Raw genomic sequence first — 23,778 nt, forward strand, 5'->3', positions numbered from 1 at the left:
TATGAGAAAAGCAGGAAAAATATGGTTTTCCATTGTTTTTGTCTTATTCATTGGATTTATGTGGATGATGGTACAAACTTTTAAACCCGTTAGAAATGTACAACCAGATGATGTACTTAAGGTGAGCGGTACCGTGATAGAGGTTAAAGAAAGTTCGGGTTTTGATATTGTCCTGACCTTACAATCTGATACTCATTACTATTATATCAACAGGGGATTACAGACCGGATTAACCGTAGAAGGACTTCAAAAAGAAATCCTAAACAAAACTGTTACTTTGTATCCTATCAAAAGATGGACTATATTTACCCGCGACAGCAATATGGGGCACATTTCCAAATTGATGATAGGTAACCGAGTTCTATATAACGAGATAAATAACGACACGCATGAAAAAACAATCCAATAAAAACACCCCTTCAAAACCTGGTTTTGTTTTCGGTAAGAAAAATTATGTTGTAATGGCCATAGGTCTTGCTGTTATTGCGTTTGGTTTTATCCTTATGGCAGGAGGAGGAAGCGATGATCCTAATGTGTTTAACCCAGAGATTTACAACTTCAGAAGAATTAGACTAGCTCCTACTATTGTACTGCTTGGTTTTGGGATCGAGATATATGCTATTTTGCTGGACCCAAATAAGAAGAAAAAAGAATAATCCACATTTTATTACAGGAGTACACCTATATTTGCCACAAATTTAAAAGCCTGAATCCTTTATGGAAATTTTTGATGCGGTCATTTTAGGTATTATACAAGGACTAACCGAGTTTTTACCGGTCTCTTCTAGTGGTCACTTAGAATTAGGAAAAGCCATTTTGGGAGATAACAGCGTCCCCGAAGAATCTCTACTTTTTACCGTTGTTTTGCACTTTGCCACAGCGCTAAGTACTATCGTGGTGTTTAGAAAAGACATTATAGAGATTATCAAAGGGTTGCTGCAATTCAAAAAAAATGAAGAAACTTTCTTTGCCCTAAAAATTATCATCTCAATGATTCCAGCCGTTTTGGTAGGACTTTTTTTTGAAGAACAACTAGAACAACTATTTGGAGGTAATATTATGTTTGTCGGTTTTATGCTCATCATTACTGCTATATTATTATGGTTGGCCGATAAAGCAAAAGACACTCAAAAATCTGTAAGCAACTCCAACGCATTTGTAATTGGTGTTGCTCAAGCAATTGCAATGTTACCTGGTATATCTAGAAGTGGTGCTACCATTTCTACTTCGGTGTTACTAGGAAATGATAAAACCAAGGCGGCGCGTTTTTCATTTTTGATGGTTATCCCATTGATTTTCGGAAAAATAGCAAAAGATATCATGGGGGGTGAGCTTACTTTCTCTTCAGATAATAGCACTGCTATGGGTATTGGCTTTTTGGCTGCTTTTATTTCTGGTCTTTTTGCTTGTACATGGATGATTTCCCTGGTGAAAAAGAGCAAGTTAACTTATTTTGCCGTATATTGTATTATTGTTGGTATTGTTGCCATCAGTTTTGGTTTTATTAAATAGCCCCCAATGTTAACCGAACTCGACTATAAAGAAGGTCAAATCCTTTTGATCGATAAACCATTACAATGGACTTCTTTCCAGGTTGTAAACAAACTGCGTTGGCATATCCGAAAAAGTTTTGGTATTAAAAAAATTAAAGTTGGGCATGCAGGAACTTTAGATCCGTTGGCCACTGGTCTTTTGGTAATCTGTACTGGCAAATTTACCAAGCGTATCCAGGAGTTTCAGGGACAAATCAAGGAATACACCGGCACTATTACTTTGGGAGGCACTACACCATCTTATGATCTGGAAACCGAAATCGATCAAACATTTCCTATTGACCATATCACAGAAGAAGATATCAAAACTGCCACTTCTCAATTTATTGGAGAAATAGAACAGTATCCACCCGTATTTTCTGCTCTTAAAAAGGATGGAAAACGGTTATATGAATATGCAAGAGAAGGACAAGAAGTAGCAGTGGAACCAAGAAAAATAACAATTACCGAATTTGAAATCACAAGAATTGCTTTACCAGAAGTTGATTTTAGAGTAGTATGTAGCAAAGGTACTTATATCCGGTCCTTAGCTCATGACTTTGGAAAAGCATTAGATAGTGGGGGGCACTTGACCGTTCTTAGAAGAACTAAAATTGGAGCATTTTCTGTAGACGATGCGATGAGCATTCAATCTTTTGAAAATCAGTTACCAATAAAAGTTGAAACTAATTAAAATATTGTATAAAAAAATTAGTTATAGTTACCTATGGAATTTATCGAAAAACATAAAGCCCTTATAATCACATCATTATTGATGGGGATTTTTGTTCTTAGTCTTTACAACATCAACATGTTTAGAAAACAAAAAGAACAATCAGAAATTCTTATGGAAATTCCTGAAGAGTTCATTGCCGAAGAAGAACAAGCTGAAGAAGAAGAACCTCAACAAGAGGAAGCCAGAGATCTTATTGCTTCAAAAAGAACACATGCTGCCTACAACGAGGATTTTGAAGATCATGATGAAATCGAAGAGCGAATCAAATCTTTGATGAAATCTGATGAAACCGCAGCACAAAATGAAGAAACACTAACCAACGAAAACGGTGAAGTTCCTTTGGAGGCTGAAAAGAGCGAAGAATTGAATAAAGAAGAGGCTACCAAAGAGGATGATAAAGAAACGAATAACAGAAATAGTTCTCTTACCTATACACTAAAAGGAAGAAAATCTATCGATTTACCGAATCCTGTATACACTTGTAATGCTAGTGGTAAGGTAGTTGTAAAAATTGAAGTGAATAAGAATGGGTACGTGATCGATACCAAAGTCGATAAAAAACGATCTACAACGCGAAACGAATGCTTATTTGATAATGCTATGAATTATGCAAGAAAAGCACTGTTTTCGCGTTCTACAATCGAAGAGCAAGAAGGCTCTATTACTTATTATTTTAATTACTCAAATTAGACGATTTACTTAGGCAATAATTGCAACAAATCCTGTGCAATGTTCACTCCTTTGTTTTTGTTGTACCACACTTGAAGATCTTGTTTGAATTCTGGATCTAACCCTCCGTGCTTCTCTTTGTAATCATTCACCATTTGGGTTGCTATAGAAGGTCTTGGCCCCCAAGTATCGATAACTTCTTTATTTTGAGTATCGTAAGCAATTAATTTTGGAATTGACTTACCACCGTTGGTTAAAAAGTTATTCATCAACTCGTCATTATTATCTCGCGAAACGATTTTTAAATCAATCCCATTATTAAGCTCAGCCAATTTGTTGATGACTGGTATAGAATGCGCAGCATCTCCACACCAACCTTCGGTCAATACTACCCAGGTAATATGGTCTACTTTGGCATCAGAAAAAGCTTCTGTAACGGCTTCATCCAGTTTTAAGGTTTTATCCAATCTTTTCATTCGCCGGTCATTAAGCATACTATAATTTGTTAATGCTTCAGACTGCTCATTACCCGTAGATTTACCTTCGGCCAATAAATCACTTACTAATGTTCTGTATTCTTGATAGGAATATGAATTTTCAATTCCTTTTTCGATTAATTCATTTACTGTCATTGTCGTTGTTTCCATGTTATCTTCTCCTAAATTTGGTTAAGAGATAAGACGATACAAATCTTTAAAACTTACAAACCTCAAAATTGAATACGAAAGTAATATATTTAACTTTCAAAACGAGAACTATGACAAAACACAGGTGTAAATGGTGTATTGGAGATCCACTTTATGAATCTTATCACGATAACGAGTGGGGCGTGCCATTGCACGATGATCGATTACTTTTTGAGTTTTTGGTATTAGAAACATTTCAAGCAGGATTAAGCTGGATCACGATTTTAAGAAAGCGAGAAAATTTTAGATTGGCATTCGATAATTTCGACTATCACAAAATAGCGCAATATACCGATCAAAAAAAGGAGGAACTGTTACAAAACTCAGGAATCATCAGAAACAAATTAAAAGTCAACTCTGCGATTACTAATGCACAGAACTTTATAAAAATCCAGGAGGATTTTGGAAGTTTTGACCGCTATATCTGGGGATTTGTAGATGGAAAAACAATTAAAAATGCATGGAAATCTCAAGAAGAAATCCCGGCTACTACCCCAATATCCGACCGGATGAGTAAAGACCTTAAAAAGAGAGGTTTTAAGTTTGTAGGTTCTACGGTAATGTATGCCTTTATGCAGGCAACGGGGATGGTTAATGACCATACGGTAGATTGTTTTCGATATAACGAGGTTTAAAGTTTACCACCATACGATAAATCTCCTGCATCACCCAATCCTGGAACGATATAACTTTTGGCATTCATCTCCTGATCTATAGCGGCGATCCAAAGATGGGTGTTATCATCAAATACCTCATCGATATTAGATATCCCCTGTTCTGAACCGATTACAGAAATGATATGAATCGCTTTTGGAACGCCATGTCCTTTTAACGCTTCAAAAGTAGTTTCTAAAGTCTTTCCCGTAGCCAACATAGGATCAATCAGTACCAGGGTTTTATTATCTAAAGTGGGGGATGCCAAATAGTTCACCACGATCTCAAAAGCATTTTCATCCTTTTGATTAGGATCATGATTACGATAGGCTGATATAAAAGCATTCTCTGCCTTGTCAAAATAGTTAAGCAGCCCTTGATGCAAAGGTAAGCCCGCTCTTAAAATAGCACATAACACCAAATCATTGACTGGCACAGAAACTTCCTTAGTCCCTAATGGAGTTTGCACCTTTTTGGCTTCAAAATCTAGCGTTTTACTCATTTCATACCCTAAGATTTCTCCTATTCGTTCAATATTCCTTCTAAAACGCATGGTATCTTTCTGGATCGTATTATCCCGAAGTTCTAATACAAACTGATTTAAAACGGTCTGTTCTTTTCCTAAATTATGAATTTTCATAAAAGCTATGTATGTGAGTTTATTTCAGATAATGTAAAAAATCTTTCCTTTCAATTTCTCTAGCTCCAAGGCTAGCTAAATGATCTGTATATACCTGGCAATCGATAAGCTTCACTTCTTTTTGTTGTAACCAATCTACCAAATGAATAAAACCGTATTTGGAAGCATTACTTACTTTGGCAAACATGCTCTCGCCGCAAAACACTTTTTTTTCTTTCAGCAAGACCCCATATAATCCCCCCACCAAATCGTTGTCTTTCCATACCTCAACAGAAATAGCGTATCCAATTTTATGTAATTTTTTATAGGCTTTTTGCATATCATTGGTAATCCATGTACCATATTGATCAGGGCGATTAACCGTTGCGCAATTCTCGATGACTCCATCAAAATTGGTATTGAAAGTAACGGTAAAAGCATTTCTTCTTAATAACTGACGCATGCTTTTACTTATTCTGAGCTCATCGGGAAATAAGACCATTCTAGGATCTGGACAAAACCACAAAATAGGCTCTCCTTCATTATACCAAGGAAATATCCCACTATGATATGCCTTGATCAATCGATCTACAGATAAGTCTCCTCCCAACGCCAACAGGCCGTCAGCATTGGCATAACCTACTGGAGGAAAGTCTATAGAATCACTGAGAATAAACAAAACAAAATTATAAAGGTTTCTACAACGTTAAATATCAATCAGTTGTTTGAATTGACCAAAAAAATCGCAATATTTGTTAAGACCTTTTAAGATAAATTTTGTTCATCATTGCTTTTTTGAGTTTTATTAAAAGGTTAACCTAAACCACAATATGAAAAGTCCGATACAGCTGTATCGGACTTTTTACTTTTATACTTAATAACACAACAAGTGTGCTATTTATAGAGTTCTTTATTTCTTAGAATGGTAGATCATCATGATCTTCTTCATTCAAATCACTTACTGGTTCAAAAGCATCAGCAGGTGGTGTTGGCGGCATCGCATTTGCTGGAGCAGCCGGTTGTAAACTTTCGATTCTCCATCCCTGAATAGAATTGAAGTATTTGGTTTCTCCCTGAGGATTTACCCACTCTCTTCCTCTCAGGTTAATGCTTATTTTTACATCTTGCCCCACTTGAAAACTATTCAAAAGGTCACATTTATCCTGAACAAACTCCACCATAATGTGTTGTGGGTATTGTTCTTCTGTTGTCACTACAATCTCTCTCTTTCTAAAACCATTGCTACCAAAGGTTTGAGTTTCACCGATCATCTTTACTTTACCTTGTACTTCCATCTTTCTTAAGTATTATTTTGCTGCTAAAATATTCCATGCCGTATCCGTATCATCCTTATCCAGATATTGCTTAGCAAATTTATGAATTTCTATTTGGTTAGCCTGCTGAATTTTATCCATAATGTCCCCTATCTTATTAACAATTGCAACGGCCTCAGTTTTATTAGGGATTTGCTCTACATTAGCCAGCTTTCCTAAATCGTTACCTGTAAAAATGGTACTATTTCTAATCGCTTCGGGCAAGGCATCAACGCCAATCCCCATAGTACTTAATGGTTTTGGCACTTCGAACATTCCTTCTTTAGCTCTAGTGTACCAATTACCACCCATACGGGCTACCTGATCAATCTTTTCCTGATCGATTCTACCATCTTGATCCAGGATATCTTCATTGATATGCATTAATACTACTTCACAAATCACCAAATTCCCGGCTCCACCTTCTTTTCCCATCGGGATGATCTCATTCACCTTGCACTCAAACTGAACAGGAGACTCTCCCACACGAAATGGTTTTACCTTTTCTGAAGCTACCATTGTAAGGCCCGATTTTACAAATTCATTTACTCCTTCGGGATATTCGGTGCTGGATAACGACATTTGTTGTACAATATCATAGTTTACAATATTGATCACTACTTCTTTGGTAAACTCGGCATTCTCCAAAGTGTGTTTGGTGGTATTGTTTCTCACTCTCCTGGCAGGAGAAAAAATAAGAATCGGAGGATTAGCACTAAACACATTAAAAAAGCTAAAAGGAGATAAGTTTGGGTTTCCATCATTATCTACTGTACTGGCAAATGCTATTGGTCTTGGGCCTACTGCACCTAGTAAAAACCCATGTAACTTTCCTGTTGCAACCTGAGAAGGATCTATCGTAATCATTATTTCGTTTTATCTGCAACAAAGATAACCAAAGTTTGGTCCTTAACCGGTAAACTATGGCTTTTGTATCTTGGGAAAAATAGACAATAAAATCGTTAAAAAACGTTTATATTTAAGTTTTGGTTAACAACTCTCTATGAATTTCTCTGACGAACGTAATTTTTCGAGCTATTTCATTATCATTGCTGTTTTGGTGATTACTGCGCTGGTTTTATGGAACACCTCGCTTTTCTTGCAACGTTTTAAAGATGATGAACGAACCAAAATAGAAATCTGGACACAATCCCGAAAGGCATTTAATAGTGATCAATCTGATGATTATTTGGATTTGGTCCTTTTGATAGGAGGAACCAATCAATCCATGCCCATTATCATCACAGATTCTAAAGGAAATTTTATCAGAGACTCTTTAGGGAAACCAGATCCTCGATATATTCAAAATGTTTCCCAAAGCACTATCGAGAGTGAACGAAAACTACAATCTTTTTTACAAAAGATTAAATCCGAAAATGAACCTATAGAACTCGATTTACGAGATACGGTACAATACATTCATTACGGTCACTCAGACGTTTTGAATAAGTTGAAATACTACCCTATAGCCATCGCGCTCATTTTATTTTTATTAATTGGAGTGATTTATTTCTTTTTTACCACCTCTAAAGTTAGCGAGCAAAATAAGCTCTGGGCTGGTATGGCAAAAGAAACAGCTCACCAAATCGGGACCCCATTATCTTCGTTGGTGGGGTGGAATGAAATTCTAAAAAGTGAACACGTAAACCCTGAGTATATCACCGAAATTGAAAAAGACATTTCACGCCTGAAAGTGATTACCGAGCGTTTCTCCAAAATTGGATCTATCCCTGATTTTGCGGAAACCGATATTGTAAAAGAAACTCAAGATGCCTATACCTATTTGCAATCGCGAAGTTCAAAATTAATCAACTTCTCTATAGACCTGCCGGATAAACCCATTCCTGTATATTTGAATTCTCAACTATATGGATGGACCATAGAAAACCTGGTAAAAAATGCTATTGATGCTATGAAGGGGAAGGGAGATTTGAACATACACCTTACTGATGATGCTAAACGTGTTTTTATAAGAATAAAAGATTCTGGAAAAGGTATCCCAAAAGGAAAATTCACCAAAATATTCGAACCTGGTTATACTTCAAAAGCCAGAGGATGGGGGTTAGGATTATCCCTGGCCAAACGAATTATAGAAGAATATCATTCTGGCCGGATCAAAGTATTGAGATCCGATATGGGAAAAGGAACTACTTTTCAAATTACCCTTCGTAAAATTGGTGCTAACGTATAACAATATAAATTCTAAAACGTTATATAGTTCCAAAACCCAAACAAGGTGAAAACAGAATATATTATTCTAAAAGAAGCTCGACTTACCAACAATTGCCCTGAATGTTATGCCACCGACGGAATGGTCCTTTCTTTTAAACAAGAGAAAAAAATATCCAGCCTTTTCATAAAAACCAAAAAGGACACCATAGAGAATATTCATTGTAACAAGTGCGGAAGCCATATTTTTCCTGGTCAATGGACCAAAGATATAGAGCGTGTTTATGAATATCATAAAAAGACCATCAATACGCAACCTGCTTCTATTCAATTTACTGGTCTTTTTTACTTACTCTCGTTTTTAGTACTTGTAATCGCTTTGGGAGGATATTTATATCTATATCACCCAGATCTTTTGGGTCTAGCTTAATTATTCATATTTTGACATTACCAATCGCAACTCATCAGTGATTGCAAATGTTTTGTCAATATTAAAATCAAAACATACGGCTACATCATGCCCCTCGGCACAAAGCGTACCATCATCATTATACAACTTGTGATGTAATCCAAAGCTGGAATTCTTAATAAATTCAACTTTCGTTTTGATGATGACATTTCCAGGAAAAAACAAAGGATGTTTGAAATCACACTTGGTAGAAACCAACATAGGTCCTTTTTTGGTTTCGGCGTACATTTGAGCTAACCCACTTACTTCCCAAAACTGCACTCTGGCACTTTGCATGTATTTCATAAAATTTACATTATTTACATGCTGATATGTATCCATCTCACTCCAATCAATACGAAGGGTGAGGGATAATTTAAATTCTGAATCTTGCATCATTGCGCTATAAATTCGATTGGATCTCTGCAGCCAAGGTTTCAAACTCTTGGGTTGTCATAGAAATTTTGTGCTGAAATGTCATTTCTTTCATTTCATTAATAGGAATAAGATGCACATGCACATGTGGCACTTCTAATCCTACAACAGCGATTCCAACTCTCTTGCAAGAAACTGTTTTTTCCAGAGCTTTGGCAACTTTGCGTGAAAAACGCATCAACTCCAGATATTCATCTTCCCCAAGATCGAATATTTTGTCTTCTTCTTTTTTCGGGATACACAAGGTATGCCCCTTTGCATTTGGACTTATGTCCAAAAAAGCATAGAAATTCTCGTCCTCGGCAACCTTGTACGACGGAATTTCACCATTAATAATTTTAGTGAATAGGGTAGGCATTAATTAAATTTTAGTCGGTTTATGATATTCGAAATATAGGTTATTTATTTGTAAGTCGAAACCATAAAAAAGCCTTTTTTAAAAAGATAAAAAAGGCTTTCTGGGTTAGTTGTTAAATTTAATTCTCATTCTCTGGTAATCTCAACGACATCAAACTTCATTGTCCCATTAGGAACCTGAATCTCGGCAACTTCTCCTACACTCTTTCCTAAAAGGCCTTTGCCAATAGGAGAATCTACAGAGATTTTGCCTGTTTTAAGATCCGCTTCACTTTGAGCTACAAGTTTATACGTCATTTCAGCTCCATTAATCTGGTTTTTAATTTTTACCGTAGAATGAATCAACACTTTAGAAGTGTCTAATTGCGACTCATCTATAAGACGGGCACCAGCCAGGGTTTCCTCTAATTTAGCGATTCTCATCTCTAGCAGACCTTGCGCTTCTTTGGCAGCATCATACTCGGCATTTTCACTAAGATCCCCTTTATCACGTGCTTCAGCAATAGCTTGCGAAGCTTTTGGGCGTTCTATATCTTTAAGATTATTTAATTCGTCTCGTAATTTTTTTAGCCCTTCTGCACTGTAATAAGATACTTTGCTCATAACTTCATCGTTTATATAAATACAAAAAATCCCATAGCTATGGGATTCGTTATCCAAAGATAACAAAAATTTTACGGAAGACCACAAATTTACGTAATTTGGCAACAGAATAATAGTGTTATGAAAAAGATAGTGTTTTTGTTAGGTATACTTTTAATCGCATCATGCAGTAGTGATGATGACAATAGAAACAATCCTAATCTACCGAATGTTGGATTTACAGCTCAAATCAATCTTAATTTACCTCAATTCGTGAATCTAAGATTTCCTGGCGGAATTGTAGTTGATCGAACCGAAGGAAGAGGTATTCGAGGATTAATTTTATACAATCAAAATGATCAGCAGTTTTTTGCTTACGAACTAAGTGATCCCAATATCCCTCTTATGGATTGTTCTGCTTTGGATGTTCAGGCTACTAGAGCAGTTTCTAATTGTGGTAATGATAATGTATATGAAATTACTTCTTTTGGGCAACAAGTACAGGGTGAGGGCGGCCAACCTCTTCTTCCGTATAGAATAGAAAAAAATGGCAATACGCTTACCGTTTCTAATTAGGAGATTACCAGCTTTGATCCCAGTCTTTCCAAACCGCTTCTAATCCTCGATTTTGAAGCATTGTTACGACATCTTCGGTAGCCCGTTCGTCTGATATTTCGAATTGCTCCAAAGATTGTGGCGCTACGACATATCCTCCTGGATTGGTTTTGGATTCTGCGCTTATTGAGGTAATTCCCAAATTAACGATATGTTCTCTGAAAATTTCACTTTCACGGGTAGACATCGATAATTCTACATCCTCATCAAGCATGCGGTACGCACAAATCAGCTGCACCAAATCTTCATCAGTCATTTCGACTTTAGGCTCTAATCCACCACTATGGGGACGTAATCTTGGAAAGGAAATGGAATATTTTGTTTTCCAATACGTTTTCTGAAGGTATTTAAGATGTAAAGCTGTAAAAAAACTATCAGCTCTCCAGTCTTCCAATCCGAAAAGGGCTCCCAGGCCAATTTTATGTATGCCAGCACGACCTAGTCGATCCGGTGTCTCTAAACGGTATTCAAAATTTGATTTTCGACCTTTGGGATGATGTTTTTTGTATTCTTCTTTATGATAGGTTTCCTGATATACCAATACCGCATACAAACCGCTCTCGATCAAAGTTTCGTAATCATTTTGATCCAAGGGCTGCACTTCGATACTAATATTTGAAAATTTTGAACGAATCAACTGGATGGAATGATTAATGTAATCCACACCCACCGTTTTGTTAGCTTCACCCGTTACCAATAGAATATGGTCGTACCCTTTACTTTTCAAATAATCCGCTTCCCTAAGAATTTCCTCGTCGGTTAATGTTCTTCTTGGGATTTTGTTGGTCATACTAAATCCGCAGTAAGTACAAATATTTTGGCACTCATTACTCAAATACATGGGTGCATACATCTGCATTGTATTTCCAAAGCGTTTTTTGGTGATTTGACTACTCATCTGAGCCATTTGCTCCAGATAGGGTTTTGCCGCCGGAGAAATTAACGCTTTAAAATCTTCAGCGGTTCTTCTGGTAGCGCGAATTGCCCGTAGCACATCTGCCTCGGTTTTGGTCAGAATATCATTCAAAACCCTATCCCAGTCATACTGATCAAATATGTCTTTGAAGCTATTATTCATTTAGAAAACTTGTTAACGGGCTACTTGCCTCTGCGTGTTTTTTTATAGGGGCTAACTTTGCATTATATGCTATTCTTCCCGCTTCTACCGCCATTCTAAAGGCATTTGCCATGGCAACCGGATCTTGCGAAACTGCTATTGCTGTATTTACCAAAACGGCATCTGCTCCAAGTTCTATCGCTTGAGCTGCATGAGATGGACTACCAATACCCGCGTCAACAATTACAGGAACATTACTTTGATCGATAATAATCTCCAAAAAATCTAAGGTTTTGAGACCTTTATTACTCCCAATTGGGGCTCCCAGAGGCATTACACACTGTGTGCCTACTTCTTCTAGTCTTTTACACAAAACGGGGTCTGCATGGATATAAGGCATCACCACAAATCCTAGTTTCACCAATTCTTCTGCTGCAATTAATGTTTCTATAGGATCCGGCAATAAATATTTTGGATCCGGGTGAATTTCGAGTTTTATCCAGTTGGTTTCCAAAGCCTCTCTTGCCAATTGAGCCGCAAAAACAGCTTCTTTTGCATTACGAACACCAGAGGTATTTGGCAATAAATTAATGCGCTCATGACTTAAATGATTTAAAATATCATCATTTTCATTTTGCACATCGACACGTTTTAAGGCTACGGTTACCAACTCACTTTCTGAAGCTAGTAATGCATCCCTCATCAACACCGAAGAACTAAATTTTCCGGTTCCTGTAAATAAGCGCGAAGAAAATTCTTTGTCTGCTATTCTTAATGTATCCATTGCTTTAATCTAAACGTGTTTTTAATATTTTCAATTTTTTCTTTGATATCATCGCCTTCCTGGTTGGTCAACATTCCTGAAACCGCTATACCCGTAATTCCTGTTTCCAAAAGATTAGGAATATCTTTTTCCAGAATCCCCCCAATAGCGACTACCGGAGTTTCAATATGTCGTTGTTGAAGCTCTGACAGTATCTCGGTATATCCTTCTGTCCCTAAAACTGGGCTTAATTTCTCTTTGGTTATCGTAAAACGAAATGGCCCCAAGCCAATATAATCTACTCCATTTTTTGAGTGTTGTATGCAATCTTCGAGGGTATTTGCAGTACCTCCGATGATATAATTATCACCAAGGATGGCTCTTGCTTCTGTTGGATTCATATCTTCCAATCCCAAATGCACGCCATCGGCCTTTGCTGCCTGGGCAATACTAACCTGATCATTTACAATCATAATGGCCTCGTATTGATCACAGATTTCTCGACATTTGATAGCGGTAGCCAAAGAGGCGCCCATATCGGTATTTTTCAACCGTAGTTGTATCCATCTACCTCCAGCCTGGCATACCTTAGTGATATTTTCAAGGTGCTTTTCTGGCGTATCTCCTTGAGAAATATATTGTAAACTTATTTCCTTCATAGGTGCATTCTAATTTCTATATACTATGATATCCTAAAAGACTTGTATTAGAGCTTAGCACTCGTTCTATATATCGTTTGGCTCTGAAACAGGCTTTCTGCAAAGGAAATCCCTGTGCCAAATAGGCTACTACTGCAGAAGAAAAAACACAACCACTTCCATGTTTTTCTGAAACACTATCTGCTTTCGGTTTCAACACGAAGTGTTTTCCTTCTACGGTAAATAACTCATCGACTCCCAATGCATCTTTTCTGTGACCTCCTTTCAATAAGACATTGGTTTTACCGCTTATATGTTGTATTGTTTCTTCAATTGTTTTATCAGGAAACAATCCTTCAATCTCCTTATAATTAGGTGTTAACAGGTATATTTTACTCAAAATAGTATTGAAAAGCTGTTCTGTACTCTCCAAAATTGATGTATCCGTATCATAAAAATCAAAACCTGAACTGGATTTTAATACAGGATCTAACACAATCTTTATATCCGAGTTTTTACCTTGTAATACCTCTATAATTTCTAATAGCCTACTCCAATCGGGAACAATCCCTATTTTGGCATATTTGATAGTGAAACGATCAAACAAAATGTCTATTTGATGTTTAATCACCTCTAAATCTACCCAAAGCGACGAGACAAAGTTCACATCGTTTTGAATAGTGTTGGCCGTACAGACCGACAAACCATACACCTTTAATGCTTCAAAAGTTTTGATATCAGCGGTTAGACCTGCTCCATTGGATGGGTCAAACCCTGCCACAGTCAATACATTTGGTCGTGTCTTCATCGATTACGATGCTATTACTTCTTTACACTTGTTATGAATAGCACCAAAGCTAGACAAAAGATCATCTGTATTCCATACACCGCCTAACACTCCAACGCCTTTAAAACCTAAATCAAATGTTGCCTGAAGTGTATCTTCATTAATTCCGCCCATACCCACAACAAACTCATCGAGATGATTTACATCAAAACCTTTCCCTTCATAACCTGCCTTGGATATCGAGCTAAAAACCGGACTTAAAAGCACATACTCAAAATTTCCTGAGCTATCAACAATATCCTCGATGCTATGAAAAGAACTTGACACTTTTAATCCTTTATTTTCATAAACCTTCAAAGTAGCTCGTAGTGCATCTTCCAGGTTTAGTCTTGCTTGTTCCTGCAGATGAATACCTCTAAGAGTATATTCTTGAGTTAATTCATGGTGTTCATGCAACATAATTCGGTTATAGAATTTTGGATCTATCTGATCTAAAAGCGCTCGATAACCATCAATACTGAAGCTAGGTTTTCTAAGATGTAATCGCTCTAAACCCGCATCAAACAACGCGTTGATTTTGGCCGCTTCATCTTCGATAGTTCTCTCGGAAGTAAGTACAATTAGCATGTTCTTTTTTTTCGGAATTGGCAAAAGATTCGATCTCTATTACGAATCTTTTACTCATACCCATTTATATAAGATTATAGATATACTTCGCTACCTTTTTCTTTAAACTCTTCAGCCTTCTCCTTCATTCCTTCTTGGATGGCTTTTTGATCATCTATCTCTTTTTTGGCTGCATAATCTCGTACCTCTTGAGAGATTTTCATCGAACAGAATTTAGGTCCACACATACTACAGAAATGTGCAATTTTTGCTCCTTCGGCAGGTAATGTTTCGTCATGATATTCTCTAGCTAATTCTGGGTCCAGAGATAGATTAAACTGATCTTCCCAACGGAACTCGAACCTTGCTTTACTCAACGCATCATCTCTATGTTGTGCTCCCGGATGTCCTTTGGCCAAATCTGCCGCATGAGCTGCAAGCTTATACGTAATCACTCCAGTACGAACATCGTCCTTATTTGGTAATCCTAAATGTTCTTTTGGAGTTACATAACATAACATTGCCGTACCATACCATCCAATCATCGCAGCACCAATTCCCGAAGTAATATGATCGTATCCTGGTGCAATATCAGTAGTTAAAGGTCCTAAGGTATAGAAAGGAGCTTCTCCACAAGCTTCAAGTTGTTTATCCATATTAGCTTTGATCATGTGCATAGGCACGTGACCCGGACCTTCGATAAATGTTTGCACATCGTGTTTCCAAGCAATCTTTGTCAATTCACCCAAGGTTTCTAACTCTGCAAATTGAGCCTCGTCATTAGCATCGGCAATACAACCTGGTCGCAATCCATCTCCAAGAGAAAAAGCAACATCATAAGCTTTCATGATTTCACAGATCTCCTCAAAATGAGTATACAAAAAGCTCTCTTTGTGGTGAGCCAAACACCATTTTGCCATTATAGAACCTCCGCGAGATACGATCCCAGTAATTCTCTTGGCTGTCATAGGAACATATGCCAAACGAACCCCAGCATGAATTGTAAAGTAATCCACTCCTTGTTCTGCTTGTTCTATAAGCGTGTCTTTAAAAATTTCCCAAGTAAGATCTTCGGCTTTACCATCTACTTTTTCTAAGGCTTGATAAATAGGTACAGTACCTACAGGAACCGGAGAGTTACGGATGATCCATTCTCTGGTTTCATGAATATTTTTACCGGTAGATAGATCCATAATATTATCTGCTCCCCAACGACAAGCCCAAACCGCTTTCTCAACCTCTTCTTCGATACTAGAAGTCGTAGCAGAATTACCAATATTAGCATTGATTTTTACCAGGAAGTTTCTTCCCAAAATCATAGGTTCACTTTCTGGGTGGTTAATATTTGAAGGAATAACCGCTCTACCTCTTGCCACCTCATCTCTTACAAACTCGGGAGTAATTACATCAGGAATACTAGCTCCAAAATCCTGTCCCGGATGCTGTTTTGACAACCGCTTTGCTTCCTGTAGTTTTTGATTTTCTCTTATCGCAACGTATTCCATCTCGGGAGTAATAATCCCCTGTTTGGCGTAATACATTTGAGATACATTTTTTCCTTTTTTGGCTCTCTTAGGCTTACGGATATGATTAAATCTTAAGTGATCCAAACTCTCATCATTTAACCGCTCATTGCAATATACAGAGGTAAAACTATCTAATTCTTCTACATCACCTCTATCCATCACCCACTGTTCTCTGATAGGTTCTATACCGTTATGAACATCAATCGTTTTGGAAGGATCAGTATATGGCCCACTGGTATCATAAACCGTTACCGGTTGATTTGGTGTCTTTTTTCCAGTAAAACTATCTGTGGTATCTGAAAGTGAAATTTCCCGCATAGCCACATTGATTTGCGGATGAATTTTTCCTGGCACATAAATTTTTTGTGAGCTAGGAAATGGTTTGGTTGTAATAATGTTCTCCTTGGGAGCCGTATCTTTTTTCTTCATCGGTATAAATTTTGAGTTTTGTGGTTTAGCAATAATTCATATAATAAAAATCTTATCCACCTTGAGTAGCCTGGATAATAGTAACTTCGTCTTTTTCTTTTAGTGTTAATTGTCTCCAGTTTTCTTTTGAAATCACCTCATTATTAACGGCAACAGCAATTCCGTTTGTAGAAATCTGTAACTGCGCCAGTAGCTTTTCAATAGAACTATCTTCTGAAATAGATTGAGACTGATTGTTTACGTTTATGATCATATCATTTTTTGGATTAATCCATAAACTTTAGAAAGTATCTATACAACCAGGTTGATAAGAAAAATCACAACATACTGAAGTGATCATAACTTTTCCCTTCGTCGGTACTAACCGCATCAGGTTCAAAGGGTATTTCTCAGACCAAAACCAAAGTTAAGGACACCCCTAAAGCTTATTTATGATAAAAATACTTAATCTTCCAGTAACAAAGCCGCTAAAATTAATTTTTTAACGTTCTATTACTGAATTTGTTCGAGTTTTAGATCAAAGATCGCTGTACTCTTTAAATTTGAATACAAAAATACAAGGTTATATTGATTTATTGTAACTTTAATACACTTAAAACAATGGTTTTGCATTTTTTAAGTTAGTACTACTAGGTGAACAAGATGATATGAAGAATACTAAAAGATCGGTTACTTATAAAATTATCGCAGGTTACCTACTCGCCGGGTTACTTGCCGTTACTGCTTTTTGGGTTATTTATCAGCAGCTAAATAATTATACCCAAACGGCAGAGATGGAAAACTATAATAATGAAAAATTATTCTTAGTAGGTGAAGCGATCACTGGCCTGTATGAAGCGGAAAGCTTAACAAGAAATATTGTTCAAACTTATGACACCAATAAGTTCAAAATCTATAAGATCAAAATTGACACCATTCTAAATACCATTGATAAGGTATCACAAATCTCAGACGACACATTACAGACCCAAAAAATTGATAGTATAGAATCCTTAATTGATCGCAAGAATAAAAACCTCGAAGAGCTTATCAAAATCTATAAGCAACGCAAACAGAAAGGGTTATATGAAACCGCTATTGACGAGTTGAAAAAAGTAAATAAAAGTTTTGGCGGATATGAAGACTATGACAAACGATTCAAAAACTATGATGAACGTACCAAAAGAGCACTGATCGACATCTTAGAATATACCAAAAAAGACAATGCAAAGCGATTAACTAATCAAACTGTTGACTCTTTGGCAACCTCTGTAAAACAAGTACTTGCCGAATTAGAGAGGAGAGATCAAAAATACAAGCGAGAAATATCTGTCAAAGAAAATAATCTACTCAAGAACGATCAGGTCATTACCAAACAACTTAGAGACTTGCTGGCAGCAATAGAACGTAACGAAAGAAATCAATATAGAGCAAGATTAGAAGCTTCTAATCGAATTTTAAACAACACCTCGAATATAATCATGATTATTGCGGTAATCAGCGTATTGATCGCCATTATCTTTCTGTTTTTGATTACCAAAGATATTTCTAAAAGTCAAAAATACCGGAATGAATTAGAATCCGAAAAAGCATATACCGAATCTCTTCTTAAAACAAGAGAATCCTTGATTAATACGGTTACTCATGATCTTCGTTCTCCACTTAATACTGTTATAGGGTACTCTGATCTTTTGGAGAGAACTGGTTTAAGCAATAAACAAAAGCACTATTTGGGGCACCTCAAAAAGTCTTCTGATTATATTCTTCATTTGGTGAATGACCTTTTGGATTTATCAAAACTGGAAGCAGGCAAAATGATTATCGAAGAGCTGCCTTTTTCTCCCGAAAAATTAATAGAAAATACAATTTCCAGTGTTATTCCTGTTAACGATAAAAAGAATCTGGATATTCAGATCATTACCGATGACTTATTAAAAAAGCAATACATCAGCGATCCTTTTCGGATTAAGCAAGTTCTTACTAATCTACTTCATAATGCCTATAAATTTACTGATGAAGGTTCAATTGTTGTAGAAAGCACGGTTATTGAAAATGGCCTTTCAGAAAAACAATTGGTAATTGCGGTAAAGGATACAGGAATAGGAATTACTGCAGAGCAACAGCAAGTTATTTTTGAGGAATTCTCTCAGGGAGATGATGACACCGAAAAGAAATTTGGTGGTTTCGGATTAGGGCTGTCGATTACTAAGAAAATTATACAATTACTGAATGGTAAAATCACTTTAAAAAGTGAACCAGAAGAGGGAAGTGTTTTTACCATCTATATCCCAATAAAACAATCTAACTCTTTGATTCCTGAAGAAGAAACCGAAGTACTGGAGATACAAAACTTCTCAAATAAAAAGGTGTTAATTGTCGATGATGATCCTAGTCAGTTATCCCTAACTAGTGAGGTAGCTACGCTAGCCGGTCTTACATATGACGTTTGTGAGAATGGTCTTGAAGCTGTTGCCTTGCTAGAGAAAAACGATTATGATTTGGTTTTGACCGATATACAAATGCCTAAAATGGATGGCTTTGTACTGATTAAAACCATAAAAGAAGAGTTGAAAAAAGAGAACTTACCCGTGATTGCCTTATCTGGAAGAACAGATACTTCTGTCTCTGAATATCAGGATGCAGGTTTCTCGGGAAATTTAAGAAAACCATATGCTCCCAAAGAATTGATCGACCTTATTGCCAGGATATTAAATGTTGATCTTATCGAATATGAAAACGAGATGCCTAATCTTTTGGATTCAGAAGAATATTCTCTTAATGACTTAATGCTTTTTGCACACGGTGACTCTGACTCTTTATACGCTATTCTGGATACTTTTTATGAGAGTACCGTCGATAACATCAAAGATCTAAAGACTATGGTATCCAAAAAAAACATCAACCAAATCAAGAAGATTGCTCATAAAATGCTTCCGATGTTTAAGCAAATAAAAGCTAAAGAAGTAGTTCCAGTTTTGACTCGACTAGAACATCCTGAGCAATATGACATGAAAGATTCTGAAGTTCTTGAGCTTTCCCAAAAGGCAATAAGCAATATAGAAAGCTTAATTGACAAGCTTAAAGTAGAAAACTAAAGACTGATATCGTATTGCTTCAGTTTGTTATACAAGGTCTTCCTATCGATAGATAACATTCGAGCTGCTTTTGCCTTGTTCCCATTTGCCTTTTCTAAAGCATCCAGTATTAACTCTTGCTCATTTTGATTCTTAAATAACCCATAGGTTTGCTTAGAATTATGAGTAGCATATGCAATATCGTGAGGCAAAATACTTAAGGTGATCATTTCGTCCTGAGAAAGAAGTACAGAACGTTTAACTATATTCTTAAGCTCTCTAAGGTTTCCTGGCCAGGTATAATTTTTGAACGCTTCTAGCACCTCGTCTGCAAATCCAACAACATGTTTATCCAATTCTGCATTCGACTCTTCCAAAAAGTGATTCGCAAAGAGCATCAAATCTTCAATTCTATCTTTTAATGGAGGGACTTTTATTGAAAATTCATTCAATCTATGATATAGATCTTCTCTAAACTCTCCTTCTTTTACGGCAAGGCTTAAGTCTTCGTTGGTTGCTGCGATTACTCTTATATCTACTTCAATTTCCTTATTGCTTCCAACAGGTTTTATTCTTCTTTCCTGAAGTGCTCTAAGCAACTGTACCTGTAATTCGTAACTTAAATTTCCGATTTCGTCCAAAAATAATGTTCCTCCATTGGCGGCTTCAAAATGCCCTACTTTATCATTTACCGCACCGGTAAACGAACCTTTAATATGCCCAAAGAATTCGCTTGAGGCAATTTCTTTTGGTATAGCTCCACAATCTACAGCAACAAAGGGTTTTTCTGATCTTTTACTAGCTTTATGAATACTACTGGCCACATATTCTTTCCCTGTCCCACTGTCTCCAACCACAAGAACCGACATACGAGTAGGTGCTACCAAGGCTACATATTCATTCAATTTTTTTGAAGCATCGCTTACTCCACGAACGAAACTATCGCCTGAAGGCGCAGGTACTTCTTTGGTGCGCACTTCTTTTTTTTGAGGTTTAGTTTCTACGACACCTCCGGTATTCAAAGCTTTTTCAATAGTTTGTAAAATTGTATCCGGATTAAATGGTTTTGACACATAGTCAAAAGCCCCTTGTTTGATTGCATTAACCGCCATATTGATTTCGGCATATCCAGTCATTATAATCACTTGTGTGCTTTGGTTACTTGTCAAAATTTCATCAAGCAACGTAATACCATCCCGATCCGGAAGTCTCACATCGGCTAAAACAACATCAAAAGTATGCTCCTTAATTTTGGCTACAGCTTCATTACCAGAAAATGCAGTAACGACCTGGTATTGCTTTTTTTCTAAGAAGGTCTTAAGCATTGTACAAAAAGCAACATCATCCTCTACAATAAGTATTTTTGACATATTCGGTAATTTATTAAGCAAATCTGTGTTATAAAAGTACAATTTAATACAGTTCGTTCGAATAAAAACATAAAAAAAGAGACCCTTGGGAATGAGTCTCTTTTTTAGCACTAAACAACTTTATATCGTCCTTTGGTTGCAAAACGATATCCTTTTTCTACCCCTAGATTTAAGATTTATTGTCGTTTGGCGTTATCCATTCGCCCGTAGCGCTTGCAAATACAACTTTGTTGTTGTTATCGTTATCATGTAATAGCATCTTATATGTATTGTCTTTTGACATGTATGCTCTTACAATTCTAAATTCTTTATAGTCCCTTACCGTTGCTTGATGCACCAGTAATGACATTTCTGATGTTGTAATTTCAGTATACTCTTGATGCTCTTGTTCATACTCTCTAAACTCAATTCCATCATTTACAGCTAATTCATCCTGAGCTAAAACACCCTGTGCTGAAAAAATACTTACTACAATTGCTACTATCATTGGTAACTTTTTCATGGGTTTTATAAAAGTCGTTTCTACACTATTTATATAGTAATAATTGTTCCAATTCTTTAAAACAATTAGAAAAACCAATAAACAAATGATTACCAGTGTTTTACGTATTTTTAGAAATAAAAAAAGTGTCAAAAAAACTGTAGAATACACACAAAAGTGTAGAAATATTACACACTTTTTTGTAATGTATTTCTAGAACAAGGGTTTTTTACGGTTCGTTTTCTTTAAAGATTGTTTGTGCTTGGCATCCAATCTCTTTTTTACAGAACTTTTGGAAGGCTTAGTTAGTTTTCTTTTTTGAGGTACTTTTGAATGTGTTTTTAAAAGCTCGACCAATCTTTTAATCGCTAATTCTTTATTTCTGTGTTGGCTCCTGCTATCGCTGCAAAACAAAATTAGATGTCCTGTCTTAGTCAATCTGGAAGACAACTTATGCTGCAACATAACTTTTTCAGCATCTGTAAGTCCAGAAGAAGCCTTGATATCAAAGCTCAATGCAATTTTAGAAGACACCTTATTTACATGCTGTCCACCTGCACCCGAACTCCGTACAGCCTTAAAATTTAATTCACTTATGATTACTGCAATATTCAAGAGAAAAGCGTTACTTGATGGGCTGATTTCAGCAAATCATTCACTGTTTTTACCGGATTAAACGTAGTTAAAGGAACTTCTACAAAGACACTGATCCAATTGGACATTGCTCCATTCCATAAACCAGGCAATTCTAATGCCTTAAGCACTTTACCATTCATCGTTTTTTTGGTAATAAACCCCGCTTCAGGATCCACAAAATCTAATAAATTGAACTTGTTTCCTTTATAATCTCTGACTCCACATACAAGGTCCACGGGATTAAAATGTGTAGCACTATTCAAAATCTCAGACTGTCGATGATCATCTTTATCGATTTGAGCAGTTTCTATAATCTGCAATACTAATCGACCATTTTCTTTTTTGACCCAAAATGGTCCACCTCCAGGCTCCCCTTCGTTGATTACCATACCACAAACACGTATGGGTCGGTTTAGGGATTCTCTCAGAAACTGTAGTTTGTATTTTTCGGAGAACTTATCAAAATCTAATGGTAGTCTTACGTTTAGTTGTTGAACCAAGAATTTTTTAATGTCCGTAAGTTCTGCTTCCGTTGGAGTCTTTTCGTCTAGGGCTTGCAAAATTCTAAAAACTTCGTCCTGGATTTCCAACAACTTACCAGCTAATACCTTTTTAAAACCAGTTACCTCATCCTGATACTTGCGAACAACTACATTATCAATGTTTTTTATGTAAATAATATCAGCATCCAGATCATCCAGATTTTCAATTAATGCACCATGTCCTCCAGGTCTAAAAACCAAACAACCATTATCAGCTCGGAAAGGTTCATTGTTTTCGTCTACTGCGATTGTATCTGTATCGGGTTTTTGAAAAGAATATGAAATTTGAAAATTAGTATTGGTTTTTTCTTCAACTTTCTTCTTAATCCTTTCAAATTCTCCTTTAAATGCTTTTAAATGCTCCTTAGAAATGGTAAAATGTAATTTTGAATCTCCATTTTGGTTGGTGTTATATCCTGCCGCTTCATATAAATGCTCTTCAAAAGCGGTGGCAATACCCTCATTATACTTGTGAAAAGGAAGCAATCCTTTTGGATAAACTCCAAAATTCAATCCTTTTTCCTTTAGCATCATTTCAACAAAAATATGAAGCTGCCTGCCTTCTGATAGCGATTCAAATTTTGGATAAACATCTTTTACCTTTTCCATTACTGTATGGTAAAAAGGGAACTTCTCTAGTCCTATTAAAAAAAGTCGAATAGCATTCGCTTTTTCGTGATTGGTATACGAGTTTAAACTTTCTTTTTTGAAATCGTAATTGTCAAGAAATCGAAATAACTCTTTAAACATACGAGACGCTGCTCCAGATGCAGGAACAAACTTTATCGTATCGAGATGTGCAGATCTTGAATTATATAATTTGGTAAGTTCAGATTGATAATGATCTGAAAACTTAAGTATTCCATTTTCAAGTGTGGCTGCATGCCTTAACGGAACGAAAGGTATCTCATTTCTAAAAGTTTCTATTTGGGATAAAACTTTATCTACTGTTAAGCCTTTCGATTTTATGAGTTTAATATCTTTATCTGTAATGTTCACTTTTGTATATTATTAATTTGTCAATAATTTGAAAAAGCATTAAAATCGAGGTTTACATCGTATCAAGATAAGTTAA

General features: G+C 36.3%; 29 protein-coding genes and 1 riboswitch. Of the genes, 10 read left to right on the plus strand and 19 right to left on the minus strand.

Translation table 11 applies throughout. The annotated features are described in order from the left end of the window. Position 1 precedes the first annotated feature (1 nt). The 5 genes from BUE24_RS16975 to BUE24_RS16995 all read left to right on the plus strand — a co-directional run bounded on the left by BUE24_RS16975 (position 2) and on the right by BUE24_RS16995 (position 2,958). Positions 2-409, plus strand: coding sequence for a hypothetical protein (locus BUE24_RS16975; RefSeq protein WP_244548168.1), 408 nt, complete (start codon positions 2-4; stop codon positions 407-409). Then, positions 390-656 carry a DUF3098 domain-containing protein gene (locus BUE24_RS16980; protein ID WP_073318376.1) on the plus strand — a complete coding sequence of 89 codons (267 nt, stop codon included), beginning with the start codon at positions 390-392 and terminating at the stop codon, positions 654-656. The genes BUE24_RS16975 and BUE24_RS16980 overlap by 20 nt, the downstream gene beginning before the upstream one ends. Before the next feature lie 61 nt (positions 657-717). Next, positions 718-1,512 (plus strand): undecaprenyl-diphosphate phosphatase, encoded by a 795-nt coding sequence (locus BUE24_RS16985; RefSeq protein ID WP_073318379.1) that lies wholly within the window; start codon positions 718-720, stop codon positions 1,510-1,512. Between the two features lie 6 nt (positions 1,513-1,518). Continuing rightward, positions 1,519-2,226 (plus strand): tRNA pseudouridine(55) synthase TruB, encoded by a 708-nt coding sequence (gene truB, locus BUE24_RS16990; protein WP_073318382.1) that lies wholly within the window; start codon positions 1,519-1,521, stop codon positions 2,224-2,226. A 33-nt stretch (positions 2,227-2,259) separates the two neighbouring features. Continuing rightward, on the plus strand, positions 2,260-2,958 hold the full coding sequence (locus tag BUE24_RS16995) for a hypothetical protein (protein ID WP_073318385.1): 699 nt from the start codon (positions 2,260-2,262) through the stop codon (positions 2,956-2,958). 5 nt (positions 2,959-2,963) lie between these two features. Here BUE24_RS16995 and BUE24_RS17000 read toward each other — a convergent pair whose 3' ends face one another. Next, entirely contained in the window at positions 2,964-3,584 is a 621-nt protein-coding gene (locus BUE24_RS17000) for a thioredoxin family protein (RefSeq protein ID WP_084549597.1), read from the minus strand. Positions 3,585-3,694: 110 nt separating this feature from the next. On the opposite strand from BUE24_RS17000, the gene BUE24_RS17005 reads away from it, so the two are divergent. Then, positions 3,695-4,258 (plus strand): DNA-3-methyladenine glycosylase I, encoded by a 564-nt coding sequence (locus BUE24_RS17005; protein ID WP_073318391.1) that lies wholly within the window; start codon positions 3,695-3,697, stop codon positions 4,256-4,258. Here BUE24_RS17005 and upp read toward each other — a convergent pair. The 4 genes from upp to BUE24_RS17025 all read right to left on the minus strand — a co-directional run bounded on the left by upp (position 4,255) and on the right by BUE24_RS17025 (position 7,076). Then, a complete protein-coding gene (gene upp, locus BUE24_RS17010; RefSeq protein WP_073318394.1) occupies positions 4,255-4,917 on the minus strand; it encodes a uracil phosphoribosyltransferase in 663 nt (220 codons plus the stop codon). The genes BUE24_RS17005 and upp overlap by 4 nt on opposite strands. 19 nt (positions 4,918-4,936) lie before the next feature. Next, on the minus strand, positions 4,937-5,575 hold the full coding sequence (aat, locus tag BUE24_RS17015) for a leucyl/phenylalanyl-tRNA--protein transferase (protein ID WP_073318397.1): 639 nt from the start codon (positions 5,573-5,575) through the stop codon (positions 4,937-4,939). 238 nt (positions 5,576-5,813) lie between these two features. Further along, positions 5,814-6,191 (minus strand): DUF3127 domain-containing protein, encoded by a 378-nt coding sequence (locus tag BUE24_RS17020; RefSeq protein ID WP_073318399.1) that lies wholly within the window; start codon positions 6,189-6,191, stop codon positions 5,814-5,816. Between the two features lie 12 nt (positions 6,192-6,203). Beyond that, a complete protein-coding gene (locus BUE24_RS17025; protein WP_073318402.1) occupies positions 6,204-7,076 on the minus strand; it encodes a flavin reductase family protein in 873 nt (290 codons plus the stop codon). Positions 7,077-7,212: 136 nt separating this feature from the next. Between BUE24_RS17025 and BUE24_RS17030 the strand changes: the two genes are divergently transcribed. Beyond that, positions 7,213-8,400, plus strand: coding sequence for a sensor histidine kinase (locus tag BUE24_RS17030; RefSeq protein WP_073318405.1), 1,188 nt, complete (start codon positions 7,213-7,215; stop codon positions 8,398-8,400). Positions 8,401-8,445: 45 nt separating this feature from the next. Next, positions 8,446-8,808, plus strand: a complete 363-nt coding sequence (locus tag BUE24_RS17035) for a hypothetical protein (protein WP_073318408.1) — start codon at positions 8,446-8,448, stop codon at positions 8,806-8,808. Here the strand turns inward: BUE24_RS17035 and BUE24_RS17040 are convergent, their stop codons facing one another. The 3 genes from BUE24_RS17040 to greA all read right to left on the minus strand — a co-directional run bounded on the left by BUE24_RS17040 (position 8,809) and on the right by greA (position 10,221). Then, entirely contained in the window at positions 8,809-9,225 is a 417-nt protein-coding gene (locus tag BUE24_RS17040; protein ID WP_244548169.1) for an acyl-CoA thioesterase, read from the minus strand. Positions 9,226-9,229: 4 nt separating this feature from the next. Beyond that, positions 9,230-9,619, minus strand: a complete 390-nt coding sequence (locus BUE24_RS17045; RefSeq protein ID WP_073318411.1) for an HIT family protein — start codon at positions 9,617-9,619, stop codon at positions 9,230-9,232. A gap of 125 nt (positions 9,620-9,744) precedes the next feature. After that, positions 9,745-10,221 carry a transcription elongation factor GreA gene (gene greA / locus BUE24_RS17050; protein WP_073318697.1) on the minus strand — a complete coding sequence of 159 codons (477 nt, stop codon included), beginning with the start codon at positions 10,219-10,221 and terminating at the stop codon, positions 9,745-9,747. Between the two features lie 120 nt (positions 10,222-10,341). Between greA and BUE24_RS17055 the strand changes: the two genes are divergently transcribed. Beyond that, entirely contained in the window at positions 10,342-10,776 is a 435-nt protein-coding gene (locus tag BUE24_RS17055) for a hypothetical protein (RefSeq protein WP_073318414.1), read from the plus strand. 4 nt (positions 10,777-10,780) lie between these two features. Here the strand turns inward: BUE24_RS17055 and thiH are convergent, their stop codons facing one another. The 7 genes from thiH to thiS all read right to left on the minus strand — a co-directional run bounded on the left by thiH (position 10,781) and on the right by thiS (position 16,874). Beyond that, on the minus strand, positions 10,781-11,893 hold the full coding sequence (thiH, locus tag BUE24_RS17060; protein ID WP_073318417.1) for a 2-iminoacetate synthase ThiH: 1,113 nt from the start codon (positions 11,891-11,893) through the stop codon (positions 10,781-10,783). Beyond that, positions 11,886-12,656, minus strand: coding sequence for a thiazole synthase (locus BUE24_RS17065; protein ID WP_073318419.1), 771 nt, complete (start codon positions 12,654-12,656; stop codon positions 11,886-11,888). The genes thiH and BUE24_RS17065 overlap by 8 nt, the downstream gene beginning before the upstream one ends. Next, on the minus strand, positions 12,644-13,294 hold the full coding sequence (locus BUE24_RS17070; RefSeq protein ID WP_073318422.1) for a thiamine phosphate synthase: 651 nt from the start codon (positions 13,292-13,294) through the stop codon (positions 12,644-12,646). Before BUE24_RS17070 ends, BUE24_RS17065 begins: the two co-directional genes overlap by 13 nt. 16 nt (positions 13,295-13,310) lie before the next feature. Next, positions 13,311-14,081, minus strand: coding sequence for a hydroxymethylpyrimidine/phosphomethylpyrimidine kinase (locus BUE24_RS17075; RefSeq protein WP_073318425.1), 771 nt, complete (start codon positions 14,079-14,081; stop codon positions 13,311-13,313). Positions 14,082-14,084: 3 nt separating this feature from the next. Then, complete coding sequence (locus BUE24_RS17080; protein WP_073318428.1) at positions 14,085-14,687, minus strand: thiamine phosphate synthase; 603 nt, start codon at positions 14,685-14,687, stop codon at positions 14,085-14,087. A 74-nt stretch (positions 14,688-14,761) separates the two neighbouring features. Further along, positions 14,762-16,621 carry a phosphomethylpyrimidine synthase ThiC gene (gene thiC / locus BUE24_RS17085; RefSeq protein WP_073318431.1) on the minus strand — a complete coding sequence of 620 codons (1,860 nt, stop codon included), beginning with the start codon at positions 16,619-16,621 and terminating at the stop codon, positions 14,762-14,764. Between the two features lie 52 nt (positions 16,622-16,673). Then, complete coding sequence (gene thiS, locus BUE24_RS17090; protein ID WP_073318434.1) at positions 16,674-16,874, minus strand: sulfur carrier protein ThiS; 201 nt, start codon at positions 16,872-16,874, stop codon at positions 16,674-16,676. A gap of 76 nt (positions 16,875-16,950) precedes the next feature. After that, positions 16,951-17,051, minus strand: a riboswitch (TPP riboswitch). Between the two features lie 217 nt (positions 17,052-17,268). Here thiS and BUE24_RS17095 point away from each other — a divergent pair. Then, positions 17,269-19,695 (plus strand): hybrid sensor histidine kinase/response regulator, encoded by a 2,427-nt coding sequence (locus BUE24_RS17095; protein ID WP_073318437.1) that lies wholly within the window; start codon positions 17,269-17,271, stop codon positions 19,693-19,695. Here BUE24_RS17095 and BUE24_RS17100 read toward each other — a convergent pair. The 4 genes from BUE24_RS17100 to BUE24_RS17115 form a co-directional block, all read right to left on the minus strand. After that, the gene (locus tag BUE24_RS17100; protein ID WP_073318440.1) at positions 19,692-21,044 is read right to left on the minus strand and encodes a sigma-54-dependent transcriptional regulator; all 1,353 of its coding nucleotides are present in this window, start codon (positions 21,042-21,044) and stop codon (positions 19,692-19,694) included. The genes BUE24_RS17095 and BUE24_RS17100 overlap by 4 nt on opposite strands. Positions 21,045-21,213: 169 nt before the next feature. Beyond that, on the minus strand, positions 21,214-21,531 hold the full coding sequence (locus BUE24_RS17105; protein ID WP_139242032.1) for a hypothetical protein: 318 nt from the start codon (positions 21,529-21,531) through the stop codon (positions 21,214-21,216). A gap of 207 nt (positions 21,532-21,738) precedes the next feature. Then, entirely contained in the window at positions 21,739-22,140 is a 402-nt protein-coding gene (gene arfB, locus BUE24_RS17110; RefSeq protein WP_073318446.1) for an alternative ribosome rescue aminoacyl-tRNA hydrolase ArfB, read from the minus strand. Further along, the gene (locus BUE24_RS17115; protein WP_073318448.1) at positions 22,137-23,702 is read right to left on the minus strand and encodes a DUF4301 family protein; all 1,566 of its coding nucleotides are present in this window, start codon (positions 23,700-23,702) and stop codon (positions 22,137-22,139) included. Before BUE24_RS17115 ends, arfB begins: the two co-directional genes overlap by 4 nt. Positions 23,703-23,778 lie beyond the last annotated feature (76 nt).

Origin of the sequence: Aquimarina spongiae, from assembly GCF_900141785.1 — a bacterium.
GTDB classification, from domain to species: Bacteria; Bacteroidota; Bacteroidia; order Flavobacteriales; family Flavobacteriaceae; genus Aquimarina; species Aquimarina spongiae.

Excerpts from the sequence above, each read along its gene's own strand:
- BUE24_RS16975 (WP_244548168.1), top strand. The coding sequence starts at position 2 with ATGAGAAAAGCAGGAAAAATATGGTTTTCCATTGTTTTTGTCTTATTC.
- BUE24_RS16980 (WP_073318376.1), top strand. The coding sequence starts at position 390 with ATGAAAAAACAATCCAATAAAAACACCCCTTCAAAACCTGGTTTTGTT.
- BUE24_RS16985 (WP_073318379.1), top strand. The coding sequence starts at position 718 with ATGGAAATTTTTGATGCGGTCATTTTAGGTATTATACAAGGACTAACC.
- truB (WP_073318382.1), top strand. The coding sequence starts at position 1,519 with ATGTTAACCGAACTCGACTATAAAGAAGGTCAAATCCTTTTGATCGAT.
- BUE24_RS16995 (WP_073318385.1), top strand. The coding sequence starts at position 2,260 with ATGGAATTTATCGAAAAACATAAAGCCCTTATAATCACATCATTATTG.
- BUE24_RS17000 (WP_084549597.1), bottom strand. The coding sequence starts at position 3,584 with ATGGAAACAACGACAATGACAGTAAATGAATTAATCGAAAAAGGAATT.
- BUE24_RS17005 (WP_073318391.1), top strand. The coding sequence starts at position 3,695 with ATGACAAAACACAGGTGTAAATGGTGTATTGGAGATCCACTTTATGAA.
- upp (WP_073318394.1), bottom strand. The coding sequence starts at position 4,917 with ATGAAAATTCATAATTTAGGAAAAGAACAGACCGTTTTAAATCAGTTT.
- BUE24_RS17020 (WP_073318399.1), bottom strand. The coding sequence starts at position 6,191 with ATGGAAGTACAAGGTAAAGTAAAGATGATCGGTGAAACTCAAACCTTT.
- BUE24_RS17025 (WP_073318402.1), bottom strand. The coding sequence starts at position 7,076 with ATGATTACGATAGATCCTTCTCAGGTTGCAACAGGAAAGTTACATGGG.
- BUE24_RS17030 (WP_073318405.1), top strand. The coding sequence starts at position 7,213 with ATGAATTTCTCTGACGAACGTAATTTTTCGAGCTATTTCATTATCATT.
- BUE24_RS17040 (WP_244548169.1), bottom strand. The coding sequence starts at position 9,225 with ATGATGCAAGATTCAGAATTTAAATTATCCCTCACCCTTCGTATTGAT.
- BUE24_RS17045 (WP_073318411.1), bottom strand. The coding sequence starts at position 9,619 with ATGCCTACCCTATTCACTAAAATTATTAATGGTGAAATTCCGTCGTAC.
- greA (WP_073318697.1), bottom strand. The coding sequence starts at position 10,221 with ATGAGCAAAGTATCTTATTACAGTGCAGAAGGGCTAAAAAAATTACGA.
- BUE24_RS17055 (WP_073318414.1), top strand. The coding sequence starts at position 10,342 with ATGAAAAAGATAGTGTTTTTGTTAGGTATACTTTTAATCGCATCATGC.
- thiH (WP_073318417.1), bottom strand. The coding sequence starts at position 11,893 with ATGAATAATAGCTTCAAAGACATATTTGATCAGTATGACTGGGATAGG.
- BUE24_RS17065 (WP_073318419.1), bottom strand. The coding sequence starts at position 12,656 with ATGGATACATTAAGAATAGCAGACAAAGAATTTTCTTCGCGCTTATTT.
- BUE24_RS17070 (WP_073318422.1), bottom strand. The coding sequence starts at position 13,294 with ATGAAGGAAATAAGTTTACAATATATTTCTCAAGGAGATACGCCAGAA.
- BUE24_RS17075 (WP_073318425.1), bottom strand. The coding sequence starts at position 14,081 with ATGAAGACACGACCAAATGTATTGACTGTGGCAGGGTTTGACCCATCC.
- BUE24_RS17080 (WP_073318428.1), bottom strand. The coding sequence starts at position 14,687 with ATGCTAATTGTACTTACTTCCGAGAGAACTATCGAAGATGAAGCGGCC.
- thiC (WP_073318431.1), bottom strand. The coding sequence starts at position 16,621 with ATGAAGAAAAAAGATACGGCTCCCAAGGAGAACATTATTACAACCAAA.
- thiS (WP_073318434.1), bottom strand. The coding sequence starts at position 16,874 with ATGATCATAAACGTAAACAATCAGTCTCAATCTATTTCAGAAGATAGT.
- BUE24_RS17095 (WP_073318437.1), top strand. The coding sequence starts at position 17,269 with ATGAAGAATACTAAAAGATCGGTTACTTATAAAATTATCGCAGGTTAC.
- BUE24_RS17100 (WP_073318440.1), bottom strand. The coding sequence starts at position 21,044 with ATGTCAAAAATACTTATTGTAGAGGATGATGTTGCTTTTTGTACAATG.
- BUE24_RS17105 (WP_139242032.1), bottom strand. The coding sequence starts at position 21,531 with ATGATAGTAGCAATTGTAGTAAGTATTTTTTCAGCACAGGGTGTTTTA.